This is a genomic window from Micromonospora sp. SD12, from assembly GCF_052068495.1.
GTDB lineage: Bacteria > Actinomycetota > Actinomycetes > Mycobacteriales > Micromonosporaceae > Micromonospora > Micromonospora echinofusca.
Map to the genome: position 1 here is coordinate 73,485 of NZ_JBQHDF010000020.1, position 23,136 is coordinate 96,620.

At 72.3% G+C, this 23,136-nt stretch carries 17 protein-coding genes and 1 tRNA gene; 10 read left to right on the plus strand and 8 right to left on the minus strand.

Annotated features, from left to right (window positions below):
- The first annotated feature begins 70 nt into the window (after positions 1-70).
- From ACTMS2_RS26010 to ACTMS2_RS26025, 4 genes are read left to right on the plus strand one after another with little or no spacing between them, the layout of a single operon-like run.
- Positions 71-5,893: a type I polyketide synthase gene (locus ACTMS2_RS26010; RefSeq protein WP_441177761.1), complete on the plus strand. Its 5,823-nt coding sequence runs from the start codon at positions 71-73 to the stop codon at positions 5,891-5,893.
- Positions 5,894-5,896: 3 nt separating this feature from the next.
- A complete protein-coding gene (locus ACTMS2_RS26015; protein ID WP_088999821.1) occupies positions 5,897-6,337 on the plus strand; it encodes an acyl-CoA thioesterase in 441 nt (146 codons plus the stop codon).
- Between the two features lie 20 nt (positions 6,338-6,357).
- Positions 6,358-6,891: a flavin reductase family protein gene (locus tag ACTMS2_RS26020; RefSeq protein ID WP_441177762.1), complete on the plus strand. Its 534-nt coding sequence runs from the start codon at positions 6,358-6,360 to the stop codon at positions 6,889-6,891.
- Positions 6,888-8,249, plus strand: a complete 1,362-nt coding sequence (locus tag ACTMS2_RS26025) for a cytochrome P450 (protein ID WP_441177763.1) — start codon at positions 6,888-6,890, stop codon at positions 8,247-8,249. The genes ACTMS2_RS26020 and ACTMS2_RS26025 overlap by 4 nt, the downstream gene beginning before the upstream one ends.
- A gap of 268 nt (positions 8,250-8,517) precedes the next feature.
- Here ACTMS2_RS26025 and ACTMS2_RS26030 read toward each other — a convergent pair whose 3' ends face one another.
- Positions 8,518-9,294, minus strand: coding sequence for an AraC family transcriptional regulator (locus ACTMS2_RS26030; RefSeq protein ID WP_363626466.1), 777 nt, complete (start codon positions 9,292-9,294; stop codon positions 8,518-8,520).
- Between the two features lie 400 nt (positions 9,295-9,694).
- Between ACTMS2_RS26030 and ACTMS2_RS26035 the strand changes: the two genes are divergently transcribed.
- From ACTMS2_RS26035 to ACTMS2_RS26050, 4 genes are all read left to right on the plus strand, one after another.
- Positions 9,695-10,390, plus strand: a complete 696-nt coding sequence (locus ACTMS2_RS26035; RefSeq protein WP_284040366.1) for a MerR family transcriptional regulator — start codon at positions 9,695-9,697, stop codon at positions 10,388-10,390.
- Positions 10,391-10,841: 451 nt separating this feature from the next.
- Positions 10,842-12,746, plus strand: a complete 1,905-nt coding sequence (locus ACTMS2_RS26040; protein ID WP_441177791.1) for a CRTAC1 family protein — start codon at positions 10,842-10,844, stop codon at positions 12,744-12,746.
- Positions 12,743-13,798, plus strand: a complete 1,056-nt coding sequence (locus ACTMS2_RS26045) for an enediyne biosynthesis protein (protein ID WP_441177764.1) — start codon at positions 12,743-12,745, stop codon at positions 13,796-13,798. Before ACTMS2_RS26040 ends, ACTMS2_RS26045 begins: the two co-directional genes overlap by 4 nt.
- Before the next feature lie 95 nt (positions 13,799-13,893).
- On the plus strand, positions 13,894-14,835 hold the full coding sequence (locus ACTMS2_RS26050; protein WP_441177765.1) for a hypothetical protein: 942 nt from the start codon (positions 13,894-13,896) through the stop codon (positions 14,833-14,835).
- Positions 14,836-14,881: 46 nt separating this feature from the next.
- Here the strand turns inward: ACTMS2_RS26050 and ACTMS2_RS26055 are convergent, their stop codons facing one another.
- The 7 genes from ACTMS2_RS26055 to ACTMS2_RS26085 form a co-directional block, all read right to left on the minus strand.
- On the minus strand, positions 14,882-16,537 hold the full coding sequence (locus ACTMS2_RS26055; protein WP_441177766.1) for a CotH kinase family protein: 1,656 nt from the start codon (positions 16,535-16,537) through the stop codon (positions 14,882-14,884).
- Positions 16,537-17,214 (minus strand): DUF4956 domain-containing protein, encoded by a 678-nt coding sequence (locus tag ACTMS2_RS26060; RefSeq protein ID WP_441177767.1) that lies wholly within the window; start codon positions 17,212-17,214, stop codon positions 16,537-16,539. Before ACTMS2_RS26060 ends, ACTMS2_RS26055 begins: the two co-directional genes overlap by 1 nt.
- A gap of 7 nt (positions 17,215-17,221) precedes the next feature.
- Positions 17,222-18,142, minus strand: a complete 921-nt coding sequence (locus ACTMS2_RS26065; RefSeq protein ID WP_441177768.1) for a polyphosphate polymerase domain-containing protein — start codon at positions 18,140-18,142, stop codon at positions 17,222-17,224.
- A gap of 165 nt (positions 18,143-18,307) precedes the next feature.
- Entirely contained in the window at positions 18,308-18,976 is a 669-nt protein-coding gene (locus ACTMS2_RS26070) for a lysoplasmalogenase (RefSeq protein WP_441177769.1), read from the minus strand.
- Positions 18,973-19,824 carry a sterol desaturase family protein gene (locus tag ACTMS2_RS26075; RefSeq protein WP_441177770.1) on the minus strand — a complete coding sequence of 284 codons (852 nt, stop codon included), beginning with the start codon at positions 19,822-19,824 and terminating at the stop codon, positions 18,973-18,975. The genes ACTMS2_RS26070 and ACTMS2_RS26075 overlap by 4 nt, the downstream gene beginning before the upstream one ends.
- Positions 19,821-20,546, minus strand: a complete 726-nt coding sequence (locus tag ACTMS2_RS26080; protein ID WP_441177771.1) for a FadR/GntR family transcriptional regulator — start codon at positions 20,544-20,546, stop codon at positions 19,821-19,823. Before ACTMS2_RS26080 ends, ACTMS2_RS26075 begins: the two co-directional genes overlap by 4 nt.
- A gap of 120 nt (positions 20,547-20,666) precedes the next feature.
- Positions 20,667-20,741, minus strand: a tRNA-Glu gene (locus ACTMS2_RS26085).
- A 71-nt stretch (positions 20,742-20,812) separates the two neighbouring features.
- Here ACTMS2_RS26085 and ACTMS2_RS26090 point away from each other — a divergent pair.
- Together ACTMS2_RS26090 and ACTMS2_RS26095 are read left to right on the plus strand one after the other, a co-directional pair.
- Positions 20,813-21,364: a PadR family transcriptional regulator gene (locus tag ACTMS2_RS26090; protein WP_441177772.1), complete on the plus strand. Its 552-nt coding sequence runs from the start codon at positions 20,813-20,815 to the stop codon at positions 21,362-21,364.
- A 26-nt stretch (positions 21,365-21,390) separates the two neighbouring features.
- Complete coding sequence (locus tag ACTMS2_RS26095; RefSeq protein ID WP_441177773.1) at positions 21,391-23,112, plus strand: acyl-CoA dehydrogenase; 1,722 nt, start codon at positions 21,391-21,393, stop codon at positions 23,110-23,112.
- Positions 23,113-23,136 lie beyond the last annotated feature (24 nt).

Below are 23,136 nucleotides of genomic sequence, written 5' to 3' on the forward strand. Positions count from 1 at the left end.
TGACGCCCCTCCCACCGGCCGTTCCCGCGCCCCGGCGGTCCACCACCGCACGCAACGAAGGAGAGACCTCGTGACCAGGATCGCTGTCGTGGGGATGGCGTGCCGCTACCCGGACGCCACGTCACCCCGCGAACTGTGGGAGAACGCCCTCGCCGGGCGGCGGGCCTTCCGCCGGCTGCCCGCCGAGCGGATGAGTCTGGACGACTACTGGGATCCGGACCCGGCCACACCCGACCGCTTCTACGCCCGCAACGCCGCGGTCATCGAGGGCTACGAGTTCGACCGGATCGCCTACAAGATCGCGGGCAGCACCTACCGCTCGACCGACCTCACCCACTGGCTCGCCCTCGACATGGCGGCCATGGCGCTGGCCGACGCCGGCTTCCCGATGGCGGAGGGCCTGCCCCGCGAGCGGACCGGCGTGGTCGTCGGCAACACGTTGACCGGCGAGTTCTCCCGGGCCAACCAGCTGCGGCTGCGCTGGCCCTACGTGCGCCGCATGGTCGCCGCCGCGCTCAAGGAGCAGGACTGGGACGACGACCAGCTCACCGCGTTCCTCGACGAGTTCGAGGCGACGTTCAAGGGCCCGTTCCCGGAGGTCGACGAGGACACCCTCGCGGGTGGACTGTCGAACACCATCGCCGGGCGCATCTGCAACCACTTCGACTTCAAGGGCGGCGGCTACACCGTCGACGGCGCCTGCTCCTCGTCCCTGCTCTCCGTCGCCACCGCGTGCAAGACCCTCTCCGACGGCGAGGTCGACGTGGCGATCGCCGGCGGCGTGGACCTGTCCATCGACCCGTTCGAGATCATCGGCTTCGCCAAGACCGGCGCGCTGGCGCGCGGCGAGATGCGCGTCTACGACCGTGGCTCGAACGGCTTCTGGCCGGGCGAGGGCTGCGGCATGGTGGTGCTGATGCGCGAGGCCGAGGCCCGCCAGGCGGGGCACCGCGTCTACGCCACCATCGCGGGCTGGGGCATCTCCTCCGACGGCAAGGGCGGCATCACCCGACCGGAGGTCGCCGGCTACCAGCTCGCCCTGCGCCGGGCGTACGACCGGGCCGGCTTCGGCATCGAGACCGTCGGGCTCTTCGAGGGCCACGGCACCGGCACGGCGGTCGGCGACACCACCGAACTCCAGGCGCTGTCGCTGGCCCGGCGCACCGCCGACGGAAACTCCCCGCAGGCCGCCATCAGCTCGATCAAGGGCATGATCGGGCACACCAAGGCGGCGGCCGGCGTCGCCGGGCTGATCAAGGCCGCGATGGCGGTCCACCACGAGGTCCTGCCGCCCGCCATCGGCTGCGTCGACCCGCACGAGATCCTCACCGCCGAGCAGTCCGCGCTGCGCGCCCTGCGCAAGGCCGAGGCGTGGCCGCGCGGCGTGCCCGTACGCGCCGGCGTGACGGCGATGGGCTTCGGCGGCATCAACACCCACATCGTGCTGGAGAACGGGCAGCCGCGTCGCTCGTCGCGGCTGGACAGCCGCTTCCGCAACCTCGCCGCGTCGATGCAGGACGTGGAACTGCTCCTCGTCGACGGTGGCAGCCCGCAGGAGCTGCGCGAGCGGTTGCAGCGCCTCGTCGACTTCGTGCCCACGGTGTCGTACGCCCAGTTGGGCGACCTCGCCGCCACCCTGCACCGCGAGCTGCGCGACCTGCCCTACCGGGCGGGCGTCGTGGTCTCCTCGCCGGAGGACGCCGAGCGGCAGCTGGGCCGCGTCTGCGACGCCCTCGACGCCGGCGAGGCGCGCCTGTTCTCCGCCGACGGCCGCTGCTTCCTGGGCCACGTGAGCGGGCCGGGCCGCATCGGCTTCCTCTTCCCCGGGCAGGGCTCCGGCCGGGGCACCTCGGGCGGCGCGCTGCGCCGGCGCTTCGCCGACGTGGAGGAGGTCTACCAGCGGGCGGCGCTGCCCACCAGCGGCGACATGGTCGCGACCGCGGTGGCCCAGCCGAGGATCGTCACCGGCTCGCTGGCCGGCCTGCGGGCGCTGTCGCTGCTCAACCTCGACGCGACCGTCGCCGTCGGGCACAGCCTCGGCGAGATCGCCGCCCTGCACTGGGCCGGCGTGCTCGACGAGGAGGCCCTGCTGCGGGTCGCGGGGATCCGTGGCCGGACGATGGGGGAGCACAGCGCCTCCGGCACGATGGCCAACATCGGCGCCCCGCCCGAGCGGGTGGCCGGGCTCGTCGGCGACCTGTCCGTGGTGATCGCCGCGTACAACGGGCCGGAGCAGACCGTGATCGCGGGTTCGGAGGCCGCGGTGGAGGACGCCTGCGAGCGGGCCCGCTCCGCCGACCTTCGGACCACCCGCCTCTCGGTGTCCCACGCGTTCCACTCCCCGCTGGTCGAGCCGGCCGCGGACGCCCTCCTCGAGGCGCTGGCGGGGGAGCGGTTCGGGCCCGTCACCCGGCGGGTCGTCTCCACGGTCACCGGCGAGCCGCTCGCCCCCGACACCGACGTCGCCGCCCTCCTGCACCGCCAGATCACCGACCCGGTGCTGTTCAGCCAGGCCGTGGCTCTCGCCGCCAAGGAGGTCGACCTCTTCGTCGAGGTCGGTCCGGGGCAGGTGCTCTCCGGCCTGGCGTCGGCCAGCACCGACCTGCCGGCGGTGGCGCTGAACACCGACGACGAGTCGCTGGCCGGCCTGCTGCGCGTCGCGGCGGCCGCGTACGTGGTCGGCGCCGGCGGCGTGGAGGGCGCCCTCTTCCACGACCGGCTGGTCCGGCCGCTCGAGGTGGGCCAGAACTTCCGGTTCTTCGCCAGCCCCTGCGAGTCCGCCCCGGTGGTGAACCTGCCCAAGGGCACCGGTGTGCGGGCGACGGCTCCGCCGGTGGCGGAGGGGCAGCGGCCGGAGCCGGAGCAGCCGGCGGGCGAGTCGAGCCTGCAACTGCTGCGCCGGTTGGCCGCCGAGCGGGCCGAGTTGCCGCTGGAGATGGTGCACGACGGCAGTCAGCTCCTCGACGACCTGCACCTCAGCTCGATCACCGTCGGCCAGCTGGTCAACCAGGCGGCGCAGCAGCTCGGCGTGCCGGCCGCGCAGACCCCGACGAACTTCGCGACGGCCACCGTCGGTCAGCTCGCCGAGGCCCTGGAGCAGCTCGCCCGCACCGGCCGGGACGCCGACGCGTCCGGCCCGGCCTTCGTGCACGGTGTGGCCGACTGGTGCCGGGCCTGGTCGGTCGACCTCGACGAGGCGCCGTCCCCGGCCGCCGCGGGGACCGAGGCCGACGGGCCCTGGCAGCTGTTCGCCCCGGCCGGGCACCCGCTCGCCGAGCCGCTGCGCGCGGCCCTGCAGAGCGCCGGTGTCGGCGCGGGTGTGCTGGTGTGCCTGCCGCAGCCGTGCGCCGAGGCCGACCTCGAACTGGCCCTGCGCGGCGCGCAGGCGGCGACGGCCGCCGCCCCCGGCACCCGCTTCGTCCTTGTCCAGCAGGGGCCGGGCGCGGCCGGGCTGGCCAAGACGCTGCGGCTGGAGGCGCCGCACGTGCGGACCACCGTCGTGCACACCGCGCCGGTGCCGCAGGCCGTGGCGAGGGTGACCGCGGAGGTCGCCGCCACCGACGGCTTCGCCGAGGTCCACCTCGACGCCGACGGGCGCCGGCGGGTGCCCACCCTGCGCGGGCTGCCGGTGCGGCCGGCCGAGACTCGGCAGCCATTGGGCGCCGAGGACGTCCTGCTGGTCACCGGCGGTGGCAAGGGCATCACCGCCGAGTGCGCCCTGGCGATGGCCGTGGACAGCGGCGCCCGCCTCGCCGTGCTCGGCCGCTCGGATCCCGCCCAGGACGAGGAGCTGGCCGCGAACCTCGCGCGGATGGCGGACGCCGGCGTGCGGGTGCGCTACGCCCGGGCCGACGTGGCCGACGCCGCGCAGGTACGCCAGGCCGTCGACGGGCTGGTCGCCGAGCTGGGACCGGTCACGGCGGTGCTGCACGGCGCGGGCCGCAACGAGCCGGCGGCGTTGACGGGCCTCGGCATGGACGAGTTCCGCCGCACCTTCGCGCCGAAGGTCGACGGCCTGCGCGCCGTGCTCGACGCGGTCGACGCCGACCGGCTGCGCCTGCTGGTGACGTTCGGCAGCATCATCGGCCGGGCCGGCCTGCGTGGCGAGGCCCACTACGCGACCGCGAACGACTGGCTCGCCGAGCTGACCGTCGACTTCGGCCGGCGTCACCCGGACTGCCGCAGCCTCTGCCTGGAGTGGTCGGTCTGGTCCGGCGTCGGCATGGGCGAGCGGCTGTCCGTGGTCGAGGCGCTGACCCGCGACGGCATCACCCCGGTCACCCCCGACCAGGGGGTTGCGATGCTCCGGCGCCTGCTCGCCGACCCGCACGCGCCGTCGGTGGTGGTCGTCAGCGGGCGGACCGAGGGCATCGACACCGTCCGGATGGACCTTCCGGAGCTGCCGCTGCTGCGCTTCGTGGACCGGCCGCTCGTGCGCTACCACGGCGTCGAGCTGGTCACCGAGGCCGAACTCAAGCCGGTCGCCGACCTCTACCTGGACCACCACCGGCTCGACGGCAACCTGCTGTTCCCGGCGGTGTTCGGCATGGAGGCGATGGCCCAGGTCGCCGCCGCGGTGACCGGACGGACCGACACGCCGGTGGTCGAGCGGGCCGAGTTCCTGCGGCCCATCGTGGTGCCGCCGGACGGCAGCACCACCATCCGGATCGCCACCCTCGTGGTCGACGACGACGTCGTGGACGCGGTCGTCTACAGCGCGGAGACGGAGTTCAGCGCCGCGCACTTCCGGGCGCGGCTGCACTTCACCGGGACGCGACCGCCGGCCGGCCCGCCCGAGCAGGTGCCCGCCGGGCTGCCGGCGGTGCCGCTGGACCCCGCCACCGACCTGTACGGCGACATCCTGTTCCAGGGTGGACGGTTCCAGCGGCTGCGCCGCTACCACCGCTCGGCCGCCCGGCACGTCGACGCCGACGTCGTCACGGCTCCGCAGACGCGGTGGTTCGCCGACTACCTGCCCGACACCCTGCTGCTGGGCGACCCCGGCGTGCGGGACGCCCTCATGCACGGCAACCAGGTCTGCGTCCCCGACGCGACCCTGCTGCCGGCCGGGATCGAGCGGCTCCACCCGGCGGGGCCCCGGCTGACCGAGGCGGAGGAACTCCGCTACTGCGCCGAGGAACGCAGCCGCGACGGCGACACCTACGTCTACGACATCGCGCTCCGCTCCTCCGACGGTGCGATCGTGGAGCGGTGGGAGGGCCTGCGGCTGCGGGCGGTGCGCAAGAAGGACGGCCGCGGGCCGTGGGTGGCCCCGCTGCTCGGGTCGTACCTGGAGCGGACCGTGGGCGACCTGGTCGGCGGTGACGTCGCCGTCGCGGTGGAGCCGGCCCCGACGGAGCGGACCGGACGCGGCGAGGCGGCCGGGCAGGGCACGCCGGACGAGACCCGCCGGCGGCGGGCCCGCACCGCGGTGGCCGCCGGCCGGGCCGCCGGCGGACCGGTCGAGGTCGCATACCGGCCGGACGGCCGCCCCGAGCTGGCCGACGGCCGGTCGCTCTCGGCCGCCCACGCCGAGAACCTGACGCTGTGCGTGGTCGGCACCGGGCCGCTCGCCTGCGACGTCGAGGCGGTACGCGCCCGGGAGGAGTCGGTCTGGCAGGGGCTCCTCGGCACGCACGTCGACCTCGCCCGGCTCTGCTGCGCCGACGGCGGGGAGTCGCTGGACGCGGCGGCGACGCGGGTGTGGGCGGCGATCGAGTGCCTGCGCAAGGCGGGGCTCTCGCACCGGGCGCCGCTGGTCGCGGTGCCCTCGGACCGGGCCGGCTGGCTGGTCTTCGCCTCCGGCGACCTGCGGATCGCCACGCTCGTCACGACCGTGCGGGACCTGCCCCAGCCGATGGCGTTCGCGATCCTGACGGAAGGACGGGGCTAGGCGATGGACAAGTACTTCGAGTACCTGCACACGGTGGGCTTCGAGGAGACCAACCTCGTCGGCAACGTGTACTACGTCAACTACCTGCGCTGGCAGGGCCGCTGCCGGGAGATGTTCCTGAAGGAACGGGCCCCGGACGTGCTCGCCGACGTACGCGAGGACCTGAAGCTGTTCACCCTCCGCGTCGACTGCGAGTTCTTCGCCGAGATCACCGCGTTCGACGAGCTGTCCATCCGGATGCGCCTGGTGGAGCTGGCGCAGACCCAGCTGGAGTTCAGCTTCGACTACGTCAAGCTCGACCGGGACGGCGGCGAGACGCTGGTGGCCCGGGGCCGGCAGCGCATCGCCTGCATGCGCGGCCCGAACACCCGCACCGCGCCGGCCAGGGTGCCGGAGGCACTGGTGACGGCGCTCGCGCCGTACACCTCGGCGCGGCGCTCCTGACGGCGCGAGAAGGAGACGTCGTGGACGTACAGCGAACACTCACCGTCGGGACGCCCGACGTGACGGCACTGCGGCGGGCGTACGGCGCGTTCGCCACCGGCGTCACGGTGGTGACCGTCGGCGGTGCCACCCCGCACGGGATGACCGCCAACTCGTTCACCTCCGTGTCGCTCGACCCGCCGCTGGTGCTGGTGTGCGTCGACCGCAACGCGGTGATGCACGCCTGCCTCTCCCGGACGCGCGAGTTCGCGGTCTCGGTGCTGACCGACGACCAGGAGAAGGTGGCCCGGTACTTCGCCGACGGGCGGCGGCCGCTCGGCGGCGAGCAGTTCGACCAGGTGGAGTGGCGCCCCGGCGCGACGACGGGCGCCCCGCTGATCAGCGGGGCCCTCGCCCACTTCGAGTGCGAGGTGTGGCGCTCCTACGACGGCGGCGACCACACCATCTTCCTCGGCCGGCTGCTCTCCCTGGAGCGCCGCACGGACGGGGAGGCACTGCTCTTCCTCTCCGGCCGCTTCCGTCAGGTCGAGCAGGAGCGGAGTGAGGCGGCATGACGACCATCCAGGGCGGGGCCCGGCGTACGCCGCCGGGCCCGCCCCGCCCCGCCGCCCTGCACATGCTGATCCTGATGGGCCGGGACCGGCTGCGGATGATGACCCTGGCGGCGGAGCGGTACGGCGACGCGGCCCGGCTGCCGGTCGGGCCCAAGCAGCTCTACTTCTTCAACCATCCCGACCACGCCAAGCACGTGCTGTCCGACAACAGCGCCAACTACCAGAAGGGCATCGGCCTGGTGCACGCCCGCCGGGCGCTCGGCGACGGGCTGCTCACCAGCGAGGGCGAGCTGTGGCGCAAGCAGCGCAGGGTGATCCAGCCGGCGTTCCAGAACCGGCGGCTCGCCCAGTACGCGGGCGTGATCGGCGAGGAGGCCGCGCTGCTGGTCGAGCGGCTGACGGAGCGGGCCGACGGCCCTCCGGTCGACGTGCTGGAGGAGATGACCACGCTGACCCTCGGGGTGCTCGGGCGGACCCTGCTCGACGCCGAGCTCAGCGGCTTCCACGGCGTCGGCGCGTCGTTCGCGGCCGTGCAGGACCAGGCGATGTTCGAACTGGAGACGCTCAGCGCCGTGCCGCCGTGGATTCCGCTGCCCCGGCAGCTGCGGTTCCGGCGCGCCCGCCGGCACCTCCAGCGGGTCGTCGACGAACTCGTCGCCGGCCGGGGCCGGGACGTGGACGGGCGCGACGACGTCCTGTCCCGCCTGATCGTCTCGACCCGGCTGGAGAAGGATCCGCGGGTGGCCCGCCAACGGCTGCGCGACGAGCTGGTCACGCTGCTGCTGGCCGGGCACGAGACGACCGCCAGCACGCTGGGCTGGAGCCTGCACCTGCTCGACCGGCATCCCGAGATCCGCCGGCGGGTCCGCGAGGAGGCCGTGACGGTGCTCGGCGACCGGCTGCCCGAGTACGAGGACCTGCACCGGCTGCGGTACACGACGATGGTGGTGGAGGAGGCCATCCGGCTCTATCCGCCGGTCTGGCTCCTGCCCCGCAAGGCCCAGCAGGACGACGAGATCGGCGGCTACCACGTGCCGGCGGGGGCCGACATCCTCATCTCCCCGTACACCCTGCACCGGCATCCCCGGTTCTGGGACGAGCCGGAGCGGTTCGACCCCGACCGCTTCGACCCGGCGCGCAGCACGGAGCGCCCCCGCTACGCGTACATCCCGTTCGGCGCCGGCCCCCGGTTCTGCGTGGGCAACAACCTGGGCATGATGGAGGCCACCCTCGTCCTGGCCATGCTGCTGCGGGACGTGCGTCTGGCGGGGGTGCCCGGCCGTCCGGTGGTGCCCGAGCCGATGCTGTCGCTGCGGGTGCGCGGCGGCCTGCCGATGACGGTGCACAAGGTTGACTGAATTCCGTGCCGGACCCGCGGGCGCCACGGCGCCCGCGGGTCCGGCACGCGCCCACCCGGCGGCCCGGGGCGGCCCCCCGCGCGGGGGCGACGACGGAGGCGCTCGCAGCACCTGGTCCCGCCGGGCCGCGCGTCGGGCCTCATGGCGGGACCCCGGCCGCCGGCGCCCGTCAGGGGCGTCGGCGGCCGGGGTCCTCGTGTCCGGCCCCGGGAGGCGGCGGTGCGCGGTGCCGCCCGGGGGGTACGCGGTGCTCCCGCCGCTGGCGGGGTCAGGCCGCGTACATCTGGGACCGGTTCTCCCGCTGGGCCTGGCGTTCGCTCGCGGCCTTGCGGCTGTCGAGCAGCGCCAGGAGGACCGGCGGGTCGATCTTGGACACCTGTTTGAGGTGGGCGTCGGCGGTCAGGGTCTGACGTCCGTGCACGACCAGCGGGCCCACCGCGGCCACCATCATCGTGTCCTGCTCGAGCCGGAGCACGTCGCCGGAGACCGAGTGGCACAGCAGGTACCAGGTGCCGTCGGGCACGTTGGTGAAGTGGTACGCGCCCGGCGACTCGAGGATGGCGCAGCGTACCGGTGGGCCCTCGGGGATGCGGTGCTGGAACAGGCCCAGGAAGATGAGCCCGGGCGCCGGCCCGCGTGCGGGCGCGGTGACCTGCCCGGTGATGGTGCCCTGCGTCTGACCCGTCGGACGCTGGGTGGGGATGCGGGGAGTGAAGCCGCCCATCCGCCGGTAGGTGGTGGGTGGCAGGCCGACGCTCCTCGTGAACCGGGTGCTGAAGGTTCCCACGCTGTTGTAGCCCACCCGCAGGCTGATGTCCGTGACGTTCAGCCTCGTCGTGGTCAGCAGCCGCTTGGCCTCCTGGAGGCGGATCGCGGACAGGAACCGTCCCGGCGAGATGCCGGTCACACGCTGGAAGATCCGTGTGAAGTGGAACTTGCTGAACATGGCTGCGCGCGCCATGTCATCCACTGTCAACTGTTCGGATAAATTGCTGCGCATGGTGTCGATGGCCCGTTCCACTGCCTGTTCTGCGCTGTCGTGCATTTGTCTCCCCCGGATTGCGGACAATCCCAATGAGTGGATGTGGTGAATCGACTGAAGTCAATAAGGATGCCAGTCGGTCACCATTCCCCGCTAACCGCAGTTGATGCTAGCCGAGCCCTGGCGGGCCGGTCAACACTTTCTGCGTTCGGAGCGTAGCGCGGAGTGACGGAGGGGGGCTTATCAATTCATGCGCAGAATCGGTGCGTGCCACTATCGGCCCAGGTGAAGATCGTTCGGATTGCTAATTGTATTGTGGAACTCGCCAGTATCTGTGCTGCCGGGCTGTCGATCCTTAGCGTACTTTTTCGGACATCGGTGGCCCGTTCCGATGCGTGCCGATCGAGGGGGCCGCGCCGTCGCCGCCGGCCCCGCCGATCCAGACGGCGACGAGTGTCGATCAATGGCTAATGATCGATCTCTATGGCAAGATTGCCCAAACGTTCGCCAGGGCGGAGGACGCGTGCGTATCTCGGAGCTCAGTAGACAGAGTGGCGTGTCAGTCCCGACGATCAAGTTCTATCTGCGTGAGGGTCTGCTCCCCGCAGGCCTGCCGACCGGTCGCAACCAGGCCGACTACAGCGAGCGGCACCTGCGGCGGATCCGGCTGATCCGGACCCTGACCGGCATCGCCGGGCTGGACCTGTCGTCCGTCCGGGAGATCCTGGCCGCCATCGACGACGAGGACCTCACCCTGCGCGACGCCTACCAGGTCCTCGATCAGGCCCTCTACCTCGACGGGTCCGAGACCCTGGGCCGCGAGGCGGTGGACTGCGCGCGCGAGGAGGTGGCGGACCTCGCCGAGGCGCTCGGCTGGTCGCGCGAGTCCAGCCTCTCCGGCGGGGAGGTACTGGCGCACGTGCTGGCCGGGCTGCGCAGCCTCGGCTGTGAGGCCGAGGTGTCCTTCTTCACCTCCTACGCCCGCGCGGCCGAGCAGCTCGTGGTGTCGGAACTCGACCTGGTCGCCGCCGAGGGCGGTACCGAGAAGGGCCCGGCGATCGTGCGCAGCGTCCTGTTCGGCGTCGCCCTGTCCGCCCTGCGCCGCATGGCGCACGAACACCACGTCGCGCTTCGATTCCCGTTGAATACGGTTGAGTGAGGGCGTCGAACGGGTGAGATGGCGGATCCGCCCCGCCCGAAACGCGCACGGCGCAGTCGGCCACTGAGCAACCTTTGAGAAGAACTCGGGCCGTGGTCCCGCCACGATAAGTGGGCCGGTGGCGACTTTCGCAGCCGGTTCGCCAGGCATCGTGAAGGGACGCACGACATGCCGCGATCGGCTGGGAATGGGCGGCGCCGGCAACGAACGCCGTAGCGCCGCGTGGAGGATGGCCCGTTCCGTCGGCAATGAACTGTCCATGAATGACAGGAAAAGAACGCGCCGCCGGACGATTCATTCATTTCTCAGTCGCCGACACTGCCCGTCGCCAGACCCGGCCGCAGCACGGTGAATCCGCCGCTGCGCGGCACGGGTGGTGGCCGAATCTGGAGGGGAACCCTTGCCATCCCAACCCGTCGGCGCGATCCGCCGAATCATTCCCGCTGTCTTCGTGCTGGTCCTCGTGGCGGCGTTCTTCGCCGTGGCCCGGCTGCCCAGCGCGTCGGCCGAGGAGCGTCAGACGCTGGCGTCGCGGTTCGGCTTCACCGAGCTGCCGATCGCGCTGCCGCCCGGCCTGCCGGAACGCAGCGTGCGGCCGGTGAACCCCGAGTACGAGCACATCCGCGCCTGGGTGTCCTCGGTCGGCGCCGCCGTCGCGGCGAACGACCTCGACGGCGACCTGATCGCCAACGATCTCTGCCTGGTCGACACCCGCAGCGACAGCATGATCGTCACGCCGTCGCCCGACGGGCCCGCCCGGTATGCGCCCTTCGTGCTGGACCCCGCGCCCCTGCCCACCCACAAGGCGATGGCGCCGATGGGCTGCGTGCCCGGCGACTTCAACGGCGACGGCCGCACCGACCTGCTCGGCTACTACTGGGGTCGGACGCCGGTGCTGTTCCTGCACCGCGCCTCCGCCACGGGGCCGCTGACCAAGGCGACCTTCCACCCCACCGAGCTGGTCGGTCAGCCGTCCTCCTCCAGCGGCGAGTACCAGGGCAAGCTCTGGAACACCAACGCGGTCGCGGTCGCGGACTTCGACGGTGACGGCCGGCCGGACATCGGCGTCTTCAACTACTTCCCCGACAGTCAGGTGCTCGACCCGGCCGGGCAGCCCAACGTCGAGATGAACCACTCGCTGTCCCGGGCGCAGAACGCCGGCGGGGCGCACGTGCTGCGCTGGACCGCCGCCACCAGCGGCGACAACCCGAGCGCCACGTACGTCGAGCAGTCCGCGATCCCGCCGGAGTACGCCACCGGCTGGACCCTCGGCGCCGGCTCCGCCGACATCGACGGCGACTTGCTGCCCGAGCTGTACCTGGCCAACGACTTCGGTCGGGACCGCTTCTTCCACAACGTCTCCACGCCGGGCCAGATCCGCTTCGCGATGGCGGAGGGCCGCCGCGGCGCGCTGACCCCGAAGTCCATGGTGGTCGGGCACGACTCGTTCAAGGGCATGTCGATCGAGTTCGGTGACCTCGGCGGTACCGGCAAGTTCGACATGTTCGTCAGCAACATCACCACCTCCTGGGGCCTGGAGGAGAGCAACTTCGTCTGGCGCAACAACTCGTCGAGCCTGGCCGACGCCCGCAAGCGGTTGAGCGAGGGCAAGGCCGTCTTCGACAACAAGGCCGCCGAGCTCAACATGGCCTGGGTCGGCTGGGGCTGGGACGCCAAGATGGCGGACTTCGACAACAGCGGCGAGATGTCGGTGGTCCAGACCGCCGGGTTCGTCAAGGGCGAGATCAACCGTTGGTCCTGGTTGCAGGAGCTGGCCATGAGCAACGACCTCATGCTCCGCAACCCCGGCATGTGGCCCAAGGCCGAGCCGGGCGACGACATCGCCGGCTCCGAGCCGTTCGCGTTCTGGGTCCGGGAGAAGAACGGGCGCTACGCGAACATCAGCGCCGAGCTCGGCATGACCGACAGCACCCCGAGCCGCGGCGTGGCCGTCGCGGACACCAACGGCGACGGGGGCCAGGACTTCGCCGTGGCCCGGCAGTGGGGCGCCCCGTCGTACTACCGCAACGACAAGCCCGGCAGCGACAACTTCCTGGGCCTGCGCCTGTGCCGGCCCGGCGAGGACGGCCGGGGCTCGCCCGCGTACGGCGCCCAGGTCCGGGTGAAGACGGCGGACGGCCGTATCCGCGTCGCGCAGCTCGACGGTGGCAGCGGCCACTCGGGCAAGCGCAGCTTCGACGTCTTCTTCGGCCTCGGCGACGCCGGCGACAAGCCGGTCTCGGCGGAGATCGCCTGGCGCGACCTCAACGGTGGCGTGCACAAGCAGACCCTCGACCTCGCCGCGGGCTGGCACACGATCATGCTCACGGACAAAGCCCAGGAGATGCCCAAATGACCGACGTCCGAGACAGCGCCCGTACCGGCAGTGACGTGCGGGGGGTGGGGGGCACCGCGGTCGCCGACGCTCCGCTCGGCCCGGCGCCGGCCGTCACGTTCGACCGCAACGCGTCGGTGGCGGCCACGCCCGGGGCGCCCCCGCGGGTCGACCGGCGGGACCCCCGCTACCTGGCCCTGCGCAACTTCGCCATCTCCATGAGCGTCTTCAACATCCTCGGGTACACGGTGCTCGGCTTCGAGCAGCCCTGGACCTGGCCGCTGCTCGCCCTGGCGGTCGGTTACGCCACCGAGATCGCGGTCGAGCTGGTCACCGCCCGGGCCAACAAGCGCCCGCCCGCCTTCCTCGGCAACGGCGCCTGGGGGATGTACACGTTCCTGCTGCCCACCCACATCACCGCGCTCGCCGCGAACATGTTGCTCTACGCCAACGACAACTTCTGGCCCATCGCCTTCGCGGTGGTCGTCGCCATCGGCCAGAAGGCGATCTTCCTGGCGCCGATCAAGGGCCGCATGCGGCACTTCATGAACCCGTCGAACTTCGGCATCACGGTGACCCTGGTGGCCTTCTCCTGGGTCAACATCGCCCCGCCGTACCACTTCACCGAGGACGTGCCGGACATGATCCGGATCCTCGTGCCACTGGTCATCCTGACGGCCGGCACCGTGCTCAACGGGGTGCTCACCAAGAAGATCCCGCTGATCGTGGGCTGGGTCGGCGGCTTCGTGATCCAGGCGCTGGTGCGGCACTTCATCTGGGACGTCGCGCTCTGGGCGGCCCTGCTGCCGATCACCGGTGTCGCGTTCGTGCTGTTCACCAACTACATGATCACCGACCCCGGTACGACGCCCACCTCGGGTCGGGCCCAGTTCATGTTCGGCGCGAGCGTCGCCGGCGTGTACGGCGTGCTGATCGCCTTCAACGTCGTCTACACGCTCTTCTTCGCCGTGACGATCGTCTGTCTCGCCCGGGGCCTGCTCTGGTGGGGCATCTGGCTGCGCGACCGCTCCCGGCGTGAGAGTGCGCCGCAGGTGCGGCCCGCCGTCACCTGACGACCGTCGGTCCGTCGCCGGCGCGACCCCGGGAGGGTCCGCCGGCGACGGACCTCGTCCCGACCGACCCACATGTCAGAGAGGAGAGCGAGGCGATGAGCGTGCACCACAGCCCGCAGGCCCCATTGCGAGGTGTGCCGCCGGAATCCGTACCCCGGCCGGTGGCCCGCCCCGGGCGGACGGCGGTGATCAGCGCCGCGGCGGGCGTGCTGCTCGCCGTGCTCTGGTCGTTCGAGCTGGTGGACTCGGTGATCGGCGACACCGTCGCCGACACCCTGCTGGGCCACGACGCGAAGGGCACCGCCATCACCGGCACCGCGGCGGGGCTGCTGTTCGCCTTCGTGTCCGGCTTCGCCGGGACCTTCACCGCCTGCAACATCGCGATGGCGGCCTCCGTCGGCCCGATGAGCCAGGCCGGCGCGGCCGGGCACCGCTACGGCGTACGGTCGCTGCTGCGTCCCGTCGCCTGGCTGACGGTCGGCATGCTGGCGGTGTCGGCGACCTACGGCGCGCTCGGGGTGCTGCTCGGCGAACGGCTGCCGCAGCTGTCCACCGACACCGTGGGCGGGATGCCCGTACGCCTGATCCAGTCGTCGGTGGTCTTCGGCCTGATCGGCCTCGCGCTGACCTACCTGGGGCTGGCGGCCCTGGGCCTGCTGCCGGACGTCTTCGCGCGCCGGCCGGTGGCGCGGGTGGTCGTCATGGGCGCCCTGGTCGGGGGGTTCCTGGTCGGTCGGCCGTACCCGCTGTTCAACAAGCTGTTCCACTGGGCCGTCGACACCGGCAACCCGGCGTACGGCGCGCTCGCCTTCGCCCTCCAGTCGCTGGGCAACGTGCTGATCGTCGCGGTGCTCTTCGCGGTCCTCATCCTGGCCAGCCGGGGCCGCTTCCTCGCCTGGATGGCGTCGCCGCGCCGCGCCGCGACGGTGACCGGCGCGCTGCTGGTCGCACTGGGCGTCTTCACCGTCGTCTACTGGGACCTGCGCGTGCCGGCGATCTTCGGGGTGGGGTGGTTCCCGACGATGCCCTACAACTGACCGTCGCGGTGGCGGGCCCGGCCACGCGTCCGGGCCCGCCACCGGGTCAGCCCCTCGTGATCACCTCGTCCGTGGCCAGGTGCGAGGTGCGCTCCCGGATCAGCGTGCGCAGCCGCTGCGCGTCGGTGGCGAGGCTCTGGGCGTCGTGCCCGTCGATGGTCGAGACCACTCCGGCCAGGTCGTCCAGCGCCGTGAGCGCCGTCGCGTCGGCGTAGATCTCGCGGTACAACTCGCGGTATGCCTCCTCGTAGCCGGCCTTGAAGGCGGCGCTGGCGAGAAAGCGCTCCTTGAGCCGGTGGCCCCCGCCGGGCCCGCCGCCGGCCCGATCCCCGTCGCCCTGCCCAGGCATGCGGTCCTGCGCCCGCGCGCCCTCCGGTGCCTGCCCGGCCTGCGGGGTCTGGCCGGCTTCCGGCGCCTGGCCGGCCTGTGCGGGCTGGCCGCCGGGTGGCCGGAACTGCCCACCCGGGAAACCGCCGCCCATCGGGCCCGTGTCGTGCGGCCCCTGGTCGGCACTGCCGCTGAAGGTCAGGTTGTAGTCCCAGCCGACAACCGTGAACTTCCTCGTCGCCAGGTCGTACCACAGGTAGTAGTTGCGCCCTGGGCCCGCCATGTCGTCGAAGTTGAGCAGGAGGTTCTGCGCCGCGACGTAGCGCGCGAAGGACTCGACGTCGACGTGGCCGGCCAGGTGCGCGTCGAACTCGGCGTCACTGCTGTCCGCGACCCACCGCACCAGGTCGATGACGGGCTGGAGATCCTGGTCGCCCTTGCCGGTGACCTGGCTGAAGTCGTCCTGGTACTCCGTGGGGTCGTCGCCCTGGTAGGTGAAGCTCCCGGTGGCCAGGGACTTGTAGAGCACGCCGTCGCCGTCGAGCCCGTCGGCGAAGGTGCCGTCCGGGTGCTCCACCACGAGCCGGGCCGTGGCCGGCCGGTCGTTGACGACGAACCGCGAGTACGCGTAGCCCTGGGACGCCTCCCCGGCCCCGGCGAGCACGCGCAGGGACACGGCCTCGTTGAGTACCGTCGACCCGCCGCCCATGCCGCCGACGCGCAGGGCGATCTCCCGGTGCCCCTGGTAGCGGCGGCCCTCGACGAACTCGTCGAACCGGATGAGCCAGGGCAGCGTCTCGGGCTCCTCGGTCCGGAGCCCGGTACGCGCGACGCCCCCGCCGGGTCGGGCCGGGCCGGCCGCCGGGGCGTCGCCCTGCCGCACCCCACCCGGGCGTGCGGCACCGGGCCCGCCCCCTGCCGGGTCGCCCTGCCCGCCGGGTCGTCCGCCGGCCCTGCCGATGCTCTCCCCGTCGCGGGTCAGCCCGGCCAGCGTCGAGTTGCCCTTGAGTCGTACCCCCACGCTCGGGATCGTGGTGCCGTCGATCGTCAGGTCGGCCTCCAGGTACTCCTTCTCGCCCTCCTTGGCGAAGGTGTCGACCATCCGTTCGTAGTCCGCGTCGCGGAACGTCAGGGCGATGCTGTGCGCGACCGTCGGATCGAACAGCTCCCGGGTGCCGGCGAGGTTCTGGGTCACGTCGTCGCCGGACCGGCCGCCGCCGCTGGTGACGTACGGCTGCACGCGTACCGTGCTGAACCCCACCAGCAGGACGGCGAGGAACGCGAGGCAGCCCGCCAGAAGCCGCCAGTAATGCCGGACGCGGACCGGGACCCGGCGTAGGAGGCGGCGACCCGGGCCGACGGGGGGTGCCGACATCACAGGTCCGTCTGGTCGTAGCCGGTCAGTACCGTCACCCGCTGGCCGGACGTGCGGGCGCTGAGCGCCGAGATGAGCTGGCCCGGCTCGTGGCCCTTGCGCAGCCGCACGGTGTACATCATCTCCGTGAGCGCGCCGCCGCGGATCGTCTCCATACTGACCAGCTCGAACTCGCTGGTGTGCTGGATCAGCACGTCCTGGATGGACGCGGTGTGGTCGCCGTCCGGCGGCACCTGCACCTTGACCACCTGCCGCTGCACCGAGGAGGCGAACCAGTTGAAGCGGTACATCACCAGGATGACCATGCCGATCGCGACGGCGGCGACGACGGCGAGGGTGTAGAAGCGGGTGCCGCAGGCCATGCCGACACCCATCACGAGGAAGATGAAGCCGACGTCGCGGGTCTCCTTGATGGCGTTGCGGAACCGCACCACGGACAACGCGCCGACCAGCGCGAAGGCCCGGGCGATGTTCGATCCGACCACCAACATGATCAGCGAGATGAGCATGCCGAGGACGACCAACGTCTGCACGTAGGACTGGCTGTAGGACACGTTGCGGTGGGTGAACCGGTAGACCCAGCCGATCGCGGCGCTGAGCAGGAAGGACAGCGACAGGGCGAGCGCGATGTCCGCGACGCTGAACGTGCCGGACAGGTCCTGGAAGGTGAAGTCCATGGTGGTCTCATGCCTCGCTGGGGACGGTGGTGGGGGACAGGTCGGCGGCGGGGTCGCCGTCGACGACGTGGAAGACGGAGCGGGGGGCGCGGCCGAATGCCTCGACGCTCTGGCAGTACTTGGACATCCGGACGACCGACATGTTCGACCGCGCGGCCAGGTCGGTGAGCCAGTACGGCACCCGCTCGTTGGCCTTGATCTCCAGCACCGAGAGCTTCGCCGGCACGATCAGCCGGTTCTGGGCGTCGGCACCCAGGTGGAAGTCGCGGTCGCGGCCCCGGACGCGGTGGTCGATGGTGATCCGCAGGCCCGCGTCGGCGTCCCGTCCGACGAACGCCTCGCGCTGGTAGCCGGTCATCGCGACCGGACGCAGGTCCAGCCCCGAGACCAGTTCGAGGACTTCCTCGACGAAGGCGCGCTGGGACTCGTCGTGGTCGACCGGCACGCGGCGGTCGCACAGCTCGCGGGCGAGCCGGTACGGCAGGGCGATGCGGCGTTTCTGGGTGACCCGGTTGACCCGCTGCTTGATCTCGACGTACACGGTGGTGTCGTCGGTGATGGTGGAGCGGTCGCCGTAGTGCCGGATCCGCAGCTTGCGACGGAACCGGAGACCCTCGATCTTCTCCCAGTAGAAGCGCAGCTCGGAGGTGTCGTAGTAGACGCTCCACACGCCGTAGCCGGCGATGCCAGCGTGGCTGTCGAGCTCCATCCGGCGGGCGAACTCGTCGCGCAGGGCCCGCGCGGTGCCGCTGTCGACGAGGTACTTGATCTCGTACCGGTTGAAGGCGTGCAGCCTGCTCGGCGCCCGCAGGGCGTGCCCGGCCCGGTCGGTGTCGCCGGCCGTGGCCGGCGGGACCGGGCGGCTGCCCGGATCCGGCGGCTCGTCGACGCCGGAGGGGGCGGGCCGGGCACGGAACGGAAGGCGCATGACGGGACCGATCTCTGAGGTGGACGGGGTCAGGCGCCAGCCAAACCCGCCGACCTGTGAGCGGCGTGTGGATGCCTTGTGAATCCCGGGTGGACGCCGGGTGTCCCGTACGGAGACGGCAGCGCCCGCCGGTCCGGGCAGGACCGGCGGGCGCCGTCGGATCGGTTACCGGACGCCGTCGGGCACCGGCCCCGGGCTGGCCGTGGGGCCGTCGACGGTGGCCGTGGAACGGTCCCGACGTGCGGTCACCGCCATCCAGCCGGTCGTGATGAGCAGCAGGGCCGCGATGTAGGTGGTCATCACGGCCAGGCCGTGGCCGGGGATCCGGGAGCCGGCGGCGCCCATCCCGATCAACAGGTCGGAAATCAGGAAAAGCCCTCCGCCCAGGGCCACCCGCCGGGAGACGCCGGCCGCGGCGGCGGCCATCAGGCTGAGCGCGAGGCTGTAGCCGAGCACCGGCAGCCGCAGTGGGCCGAGGGAGTTCCACAGCACCAGGTTGGCGGCCACCCAGCAGGCGAGATAGGCGGCGACCGCGACGACCGGCGGCCGCCGGTGGCGCAGGAAGGCGGTCAGGAAGGCCACCTGGGTGCCGAGGAAGCAGCCCATGCCGACGAGGAACGCCGTGTCGCCGGAGACCAGCAGCGCGATGTCGCCGCCGGTCGCGAAGACCAGGCCGACGGCCACGGGGTCGACGCGCCGGCGTACCCGCAGCAGGTGGACCAGCAGCACCGGCGCGAGCAGGGGCTTGGCCAGCCACTGAAGGAGGGTCGAGTCGGTCGCCACGCCGATCAGCTCGACGGCGGCCACCACGCCGAACAGCCAGAGGAGACTCATCGGGCCACCGCCGGGTGCGCGTGCGCGGCGGGCTGCCAGCCCGGTCGGCCGAGGACGTAGCCGAGGCGGTGCCGCCAGGACGAGGCGGCCCGGGCGTCGGCCCAGATCGCCCGGTACTCGTGCGTGGCCACCCGCAGCGGGTTGTACGTGTCGATGTTCTTGGTCAGGCCGTAGCGGACGGTGGCCCGCTCGGGCTCGAAGGTGCCGAACAGCCGGTCCCACACGATCAGGATGCCGCCGTAGTTGCGGTCCAGGTACTCGGCGTTGGCGCCGTGGTGCACCCGGTGGTGCGAAGGCGTGTTGAAGATCCACTCGATGGGCCTGGGCAGCCGGTCGACCCGCTCGGTATGCAGGAAGAACTGGTAGAGCAGGCTGACCGACTGCTGAAGGAAGATCATCCACGGCGGGATGCCGAGCAGCGCCAGGCCCAGCCAGAACGGTACGGACGTCATCGGGGTCCAGCTCTGCCGCAGGGCCGTGGAGAGGTTGAAGAAGACGCTGGAGTGGTGCACCACGTGCCCGGCCCAGAGCAGCCGTACCTCGTGGTGGGACCGGTGGAACCAGTAGTAGGCGAGGTCGTCGGCGAAGAAGAGCAGGACCCACGTCCAGACGCTGGTGGGGGAGAGTTGGATCGGCGTGACGGTGTACGCGGCGGCGTAGAGGCCGATCGTCGCCAGCTTCCACGGCACGCCGATGACCTGGCTGCCGGCGCCCATGGTCAGGCTGGTGGCGGTGTCGCGCAGCTCGTACCCGCGTTCGCCGTCGTCGGGGGCGAACCGGTAGGAGAGCGCCTCGACGACGATGAGGAGCAGGAACGCCGGTACGGCGTAGAGCACGGCGGGGATCATGCCCGGGCTTCCCTTCTCGGTGCTGCGGCGGGGGTGGTGAGGGGGGCGGTCAGCAGGGCCCGCGCCTCGCGGGCGGCGTCGGCGGCCCGGCCGGTGACGATGGCGTCGGCGAGCCGGCGGTGGCCCGCGACGTCGAGGAGTTCCGCGGCGCGCCGCTGCGGCGGCACCTCGCCGACGGCGAGCGCGCCGGCCACCAGGCTGTTGAAGGCCAGCAGGTAGGCGGTGTTGCCGGAGCCGGCGACGATGTGCCGCCAGAGCACGATGGTGGCCTCGCCCATCCCGGTGAGGTCCGGCGCCAGGCCCGCGTACTCCTCGACGGCCCGCAGGATCGCCGCCCGCGCGGCCGGGTCGCCGCGCTCGGCGCAGAGCCGGGCCGCGTCGACGCCGATGCAGGCCCGCATCTCGAGCATGTCGCGGACCAGGGTGTCCACCGGCAGGGTGTCGTGGAAGCGGGTGAGGGACAGGGCGAGGTCGAGCCCGGCGTGCACCCGCCAGTCCAGCACCCGGGTGGCGTCGCCCTGGCTGACCCGCACCAGGCCGAGCTGCTGAAGGCGGCGCAGGGCCTCCCGCACGGCGTGCCGGTTGACCCCGAAGGTGGCGGCCAGCTCCCGCTCGCCGGGCAGCGCCTCGTCGGGGCGGTAGACGCCGCTGACGATCGCGTCGCGGATCTGGCCGAAGACGTGGTCGGAGACCGAGGAGCGGGGGACGGGAGCGAACGCCATGCCGAGCAGTGTGGCCTGGCACACATCAACCCGTCAACTGGTTGGACCAGTCGGTGCCGCCGGCCGGCAGCAGGCTCAGTCGTCGATCGTGACGCTGGCGATCCAGGACGGGGGCTGCGGCGCGGACGGGCCGGATTGGAACCGGCGTCTTTCTCCTTGAGGGGGAGACGCGACGACCTCTGCGCTACCACCCGCCGCGGGACGGTGTAGGGCACCTCACGCGCCCGAGCTTGCTATGCAACTCGTTGCATAGCAAGATGGCGGGCATGGCGCTGGAACACGCGATCCTGGTCTCCCTGCTCGAACGGCCGGGCTCCGGCTACGAGCTGGCCCGGCGCTTCGAACGCTCCATCGGCCGCTTCTGGACCGCCACCCACCAGCAGATCTACCGGGTGCTCAAGCGGATGGAGGCCGACGGCTGGGTCACCGCCGAGGAGATCGGCCAGGAGGGCCGCCCGGACAAGCGGTCCTTCTCGGTGGCGCCGGCCGGCCGGTCCGCGCTGGTGGGCTGGCTGCGCGCACCCGTGCAACCCGAGGCGGTCCGGCACGAACTGGCCGTCAAGATCCGCGGAGCCGCCTTCGACGACGCCGCCGGTCGCGCCGCGCTCGTCGCCGAGGTCGAGCGCTACCGCGCCACCCACGAGGAGACGCTCGCCCGCTACCTCGCCGGCGAGCGGCGCGACTTCCCCGACCCCGCCGCACCCGACGCCGCCGCGGCGCTCCAGCACGTCGTGCTGCGCGGCGGCATCGCGTACGAGCGGATGGTGCTCGCCTGGCTCGACGACGTGCTGGCCACCCTGCGCACCCTCGACCACTGACCCACCCCACCGAAGGGAGTCCCGCCGTGGCGGACTCGCTCCTGCTCGACCCGCACACCTATGACCCCGCCCACCTCGACGACACCTCCCGCCGGCTGCTGCGGGCCACCGTCGACTGGTTCGAGGGCCGGGGCAAGAAGGCGCTGCTCGACTCCTACAACCGGCACGAGTGGTACGCCGACTTCGTGGACTTCGCCGCGAGGGAGGGGCTGTTCGCCGCCTTCTGCACGCCCGCCGCCGACGGGGGAAGGGACCCGGCGAAGCGCTGGGACACCGCGCGCAACGCGGCGCTGAGCGAGATCCTGGGCTTCTACGGCCTCGGCTACTGGTACACCTGGCAGGTCACCGTGCTCGGCCTCGGCCCGGTCTGGCAGAGCGACAACGCCGCCGCGCGCGCCCGCGCCGCCGCGCTGCTGGACGACGGGCACGTGATGGCGTTCGGCCTCTCCGAGCGCGCCCACGGCGCGGACATCTACTCCACCGACATGCTGCTCACCCCCGACGGCGACGGCGGGTTCCGCGCGAGCGGCGCCAAGTACTACATCGGCAACGGCAACGTCGCCGGGCTGGTCTCGGTCTTCGGCCGCCGCGCCGACGTCGAGGGGCCCGACGGCTACGTCTTCTTCGCCGCCGACAGCCGGCATCGGGCCTACCACCTGGTCCGCAACGTGGTGAACGCGCAGATGTACGTCAGCGAGTTCCGGCTGGCGGACTACCCGGTGCGCCCCGAGGACGTGCTGCACACCGGGCGGGCCGCGTTCGACGCCGCGCTCAACACCGTCAACGTGGGCAAGTTCAACCTCTGCACCGCCTCGATCGGCATCTGCGAGCACGCCATGTACGAGGCCGTGACCCACGCCCACAACCGGGTGCTCTACGGCCGGCGGGTCACCGACTTCCCGCACGTGCGCCGCGAGCTGACCGACGCGTACGCCCGCCTGGTCGCGATGAAGCTGTTCAGCGACCGCGCCGTCGACTACTTCCGCTCGGCGGGCCCGGACGACCGCCGCTACCTGCTGTTCAACCCGATGACCAAGATGAAGGTCACCACCGAGGGGGAGCGGGTCGTCGACCTGCTCTGGGACGTCATCGCCGCCAAGGGCTTCGAGGCGGACACCTACTTCGACAAGGCGGCCCGGGACATCCGCGGGTTGCCCAAGCTCGAGGGGACGGTGCACGTCAACCTCACGCTGATCATGAAGTTCATGGCCAACTACCTGTTCCACCCGGCCGAGCACCCGCCGGTGCCGAGGCGGCACGACGCCGCCGACGACGAGTTCCTGTTCCGGCAGGGCCCCGCCCGGGGCCTCGGCGCGATCCGGTTCCACGACTGGCGCGCCGCCTACGACACCCACGCCGAGGTGCCCAACGTCGCCCGCTTCCGCGAGCAGGCCGACGGCTTCTGCACGCTGCTGGCCACCCACGCCCCGAGCGAGGAGCAGCAGGCCGACCTCGACTTCCTGCTCGCCCTCGGCCAGCTCTTCGCGTTGATCGTCTACGGGCACCTGATCCTGGAGCAGGCCGAACTGACCGTCCTGGACCGCGACGTGCTCGACGAGATCTTCGACGTCCTGGTGCGCGACTTCTCCGCGTACGCCACGGAGCTGCACGGCCGGGCGGCGACCACCGGGGAGCAGGCCGCCTGGGCGTTGGCGCACATCCGCCGGCCGGTGGCGGACCCGCAGCGCACGGCGCGGATGTGGGCGCGGGTGGCGGGGCTCAGCGGCGCGTACGAAATGCGCCCCTGACCGGCGCGGGCCGTGCCGGCCGTC

Bases quoted from the DNA above. Each gene is read 5' to 3' on its own strand.
- ACTMS2_RS26015 (WP_088999821.1), top strand. From the start codon at position 5,897: ATGGACAAGTACTTCGAGTACCTGCACACGGTGGGCTTCGAGGAGACC.
- ACTMS2_RS26025 (WP_441177763.1), top strand. From the start codon at position 6,888: ATGACGACCATCCAGGGCGGGGCCCGGCGTACGCCGCCGGGCCCGCCC.
- ACTMS2_RS26030 (WP_363626466.1), bottom strand. From the start codon at position 9,294: ATGCACGACAGCGCAGAACAGGCAGTGGAACGGGCCATCGACACCATG.
- ACTMS2_RS26035 (WP_284040366.1), top strand. From the start codon at position 9,695: ATGGCTAATGATCGATCTCTATGGCAAGATTGCCCAAACGTTCGCCAG.
- ACTMS2_RS26045 (WP_441177764.1), top strand. From the start codon at position 12,743: ATGACCGACGTCCGAGACAGCGCCCGTACCGGCAGTGACGTGCGGGGG.
- ACTMS2_RS26050 (WP_441177765.1), top strand. From the start codon at position 13,894: ATGAGCGTGCACCACAGCCCGCAGGCCCCATTGCGAGGTGTGCCGCCG.
- ACTMS2_RS26055 (WP_441177766.1), bottom strand. From the start codon at position 16,537: ATGTCGGCACCCCCCGTCGGCCCGGGTCGCCGCCTCCTACGCCGGGTC.
- ACTMS2_RS26060 (WP_441177767.1), bottom strand. From the start codon at position 17,214: ATGGACTTCACCTTCCAGGACCTGTCCGGCACGTTCAGCGTCGCGGAC.
- ACTMS2_RS26065 (WP_441177768.1), bottom strand. From the start codon at position 18,142: ATGCGCCTTCCGTTCCGTGCCCGGCCCGCCCCCTCCGGCGTCGACGAG.
- ACTMS2_RS26070 (WP_441177769.1), bottom strand. From the start codon at position 18,976: ATGAGTCTCCTCTGGCTGTTCGGCGTGGTGGCCGCCGTCGAGCTGATC.
- ACTMS2_RS26075 (WP_441177770.1), bottom strand. From the start codon at position 19,824: ATGATCCCCGCCGTGCTCTACGCCGTACCGGCGTTCCTGCTCCTCATC.
- ACTMS2_RS26080 (WP_441177771.1), bottom strand. From the start codon at position 20,546: ATGGCGTTCGCTCCCGTCCCCCGCTCCTCGGTCTCCGACCACGTCTTC.
- ACTMS2_RS26090 (WP_441177772.1), top strand. From the start codon at position 20,813: ATGGCGCTGGAACACGCGATCCTGGTCTCCCTGCTCGAACGGCCGGGC.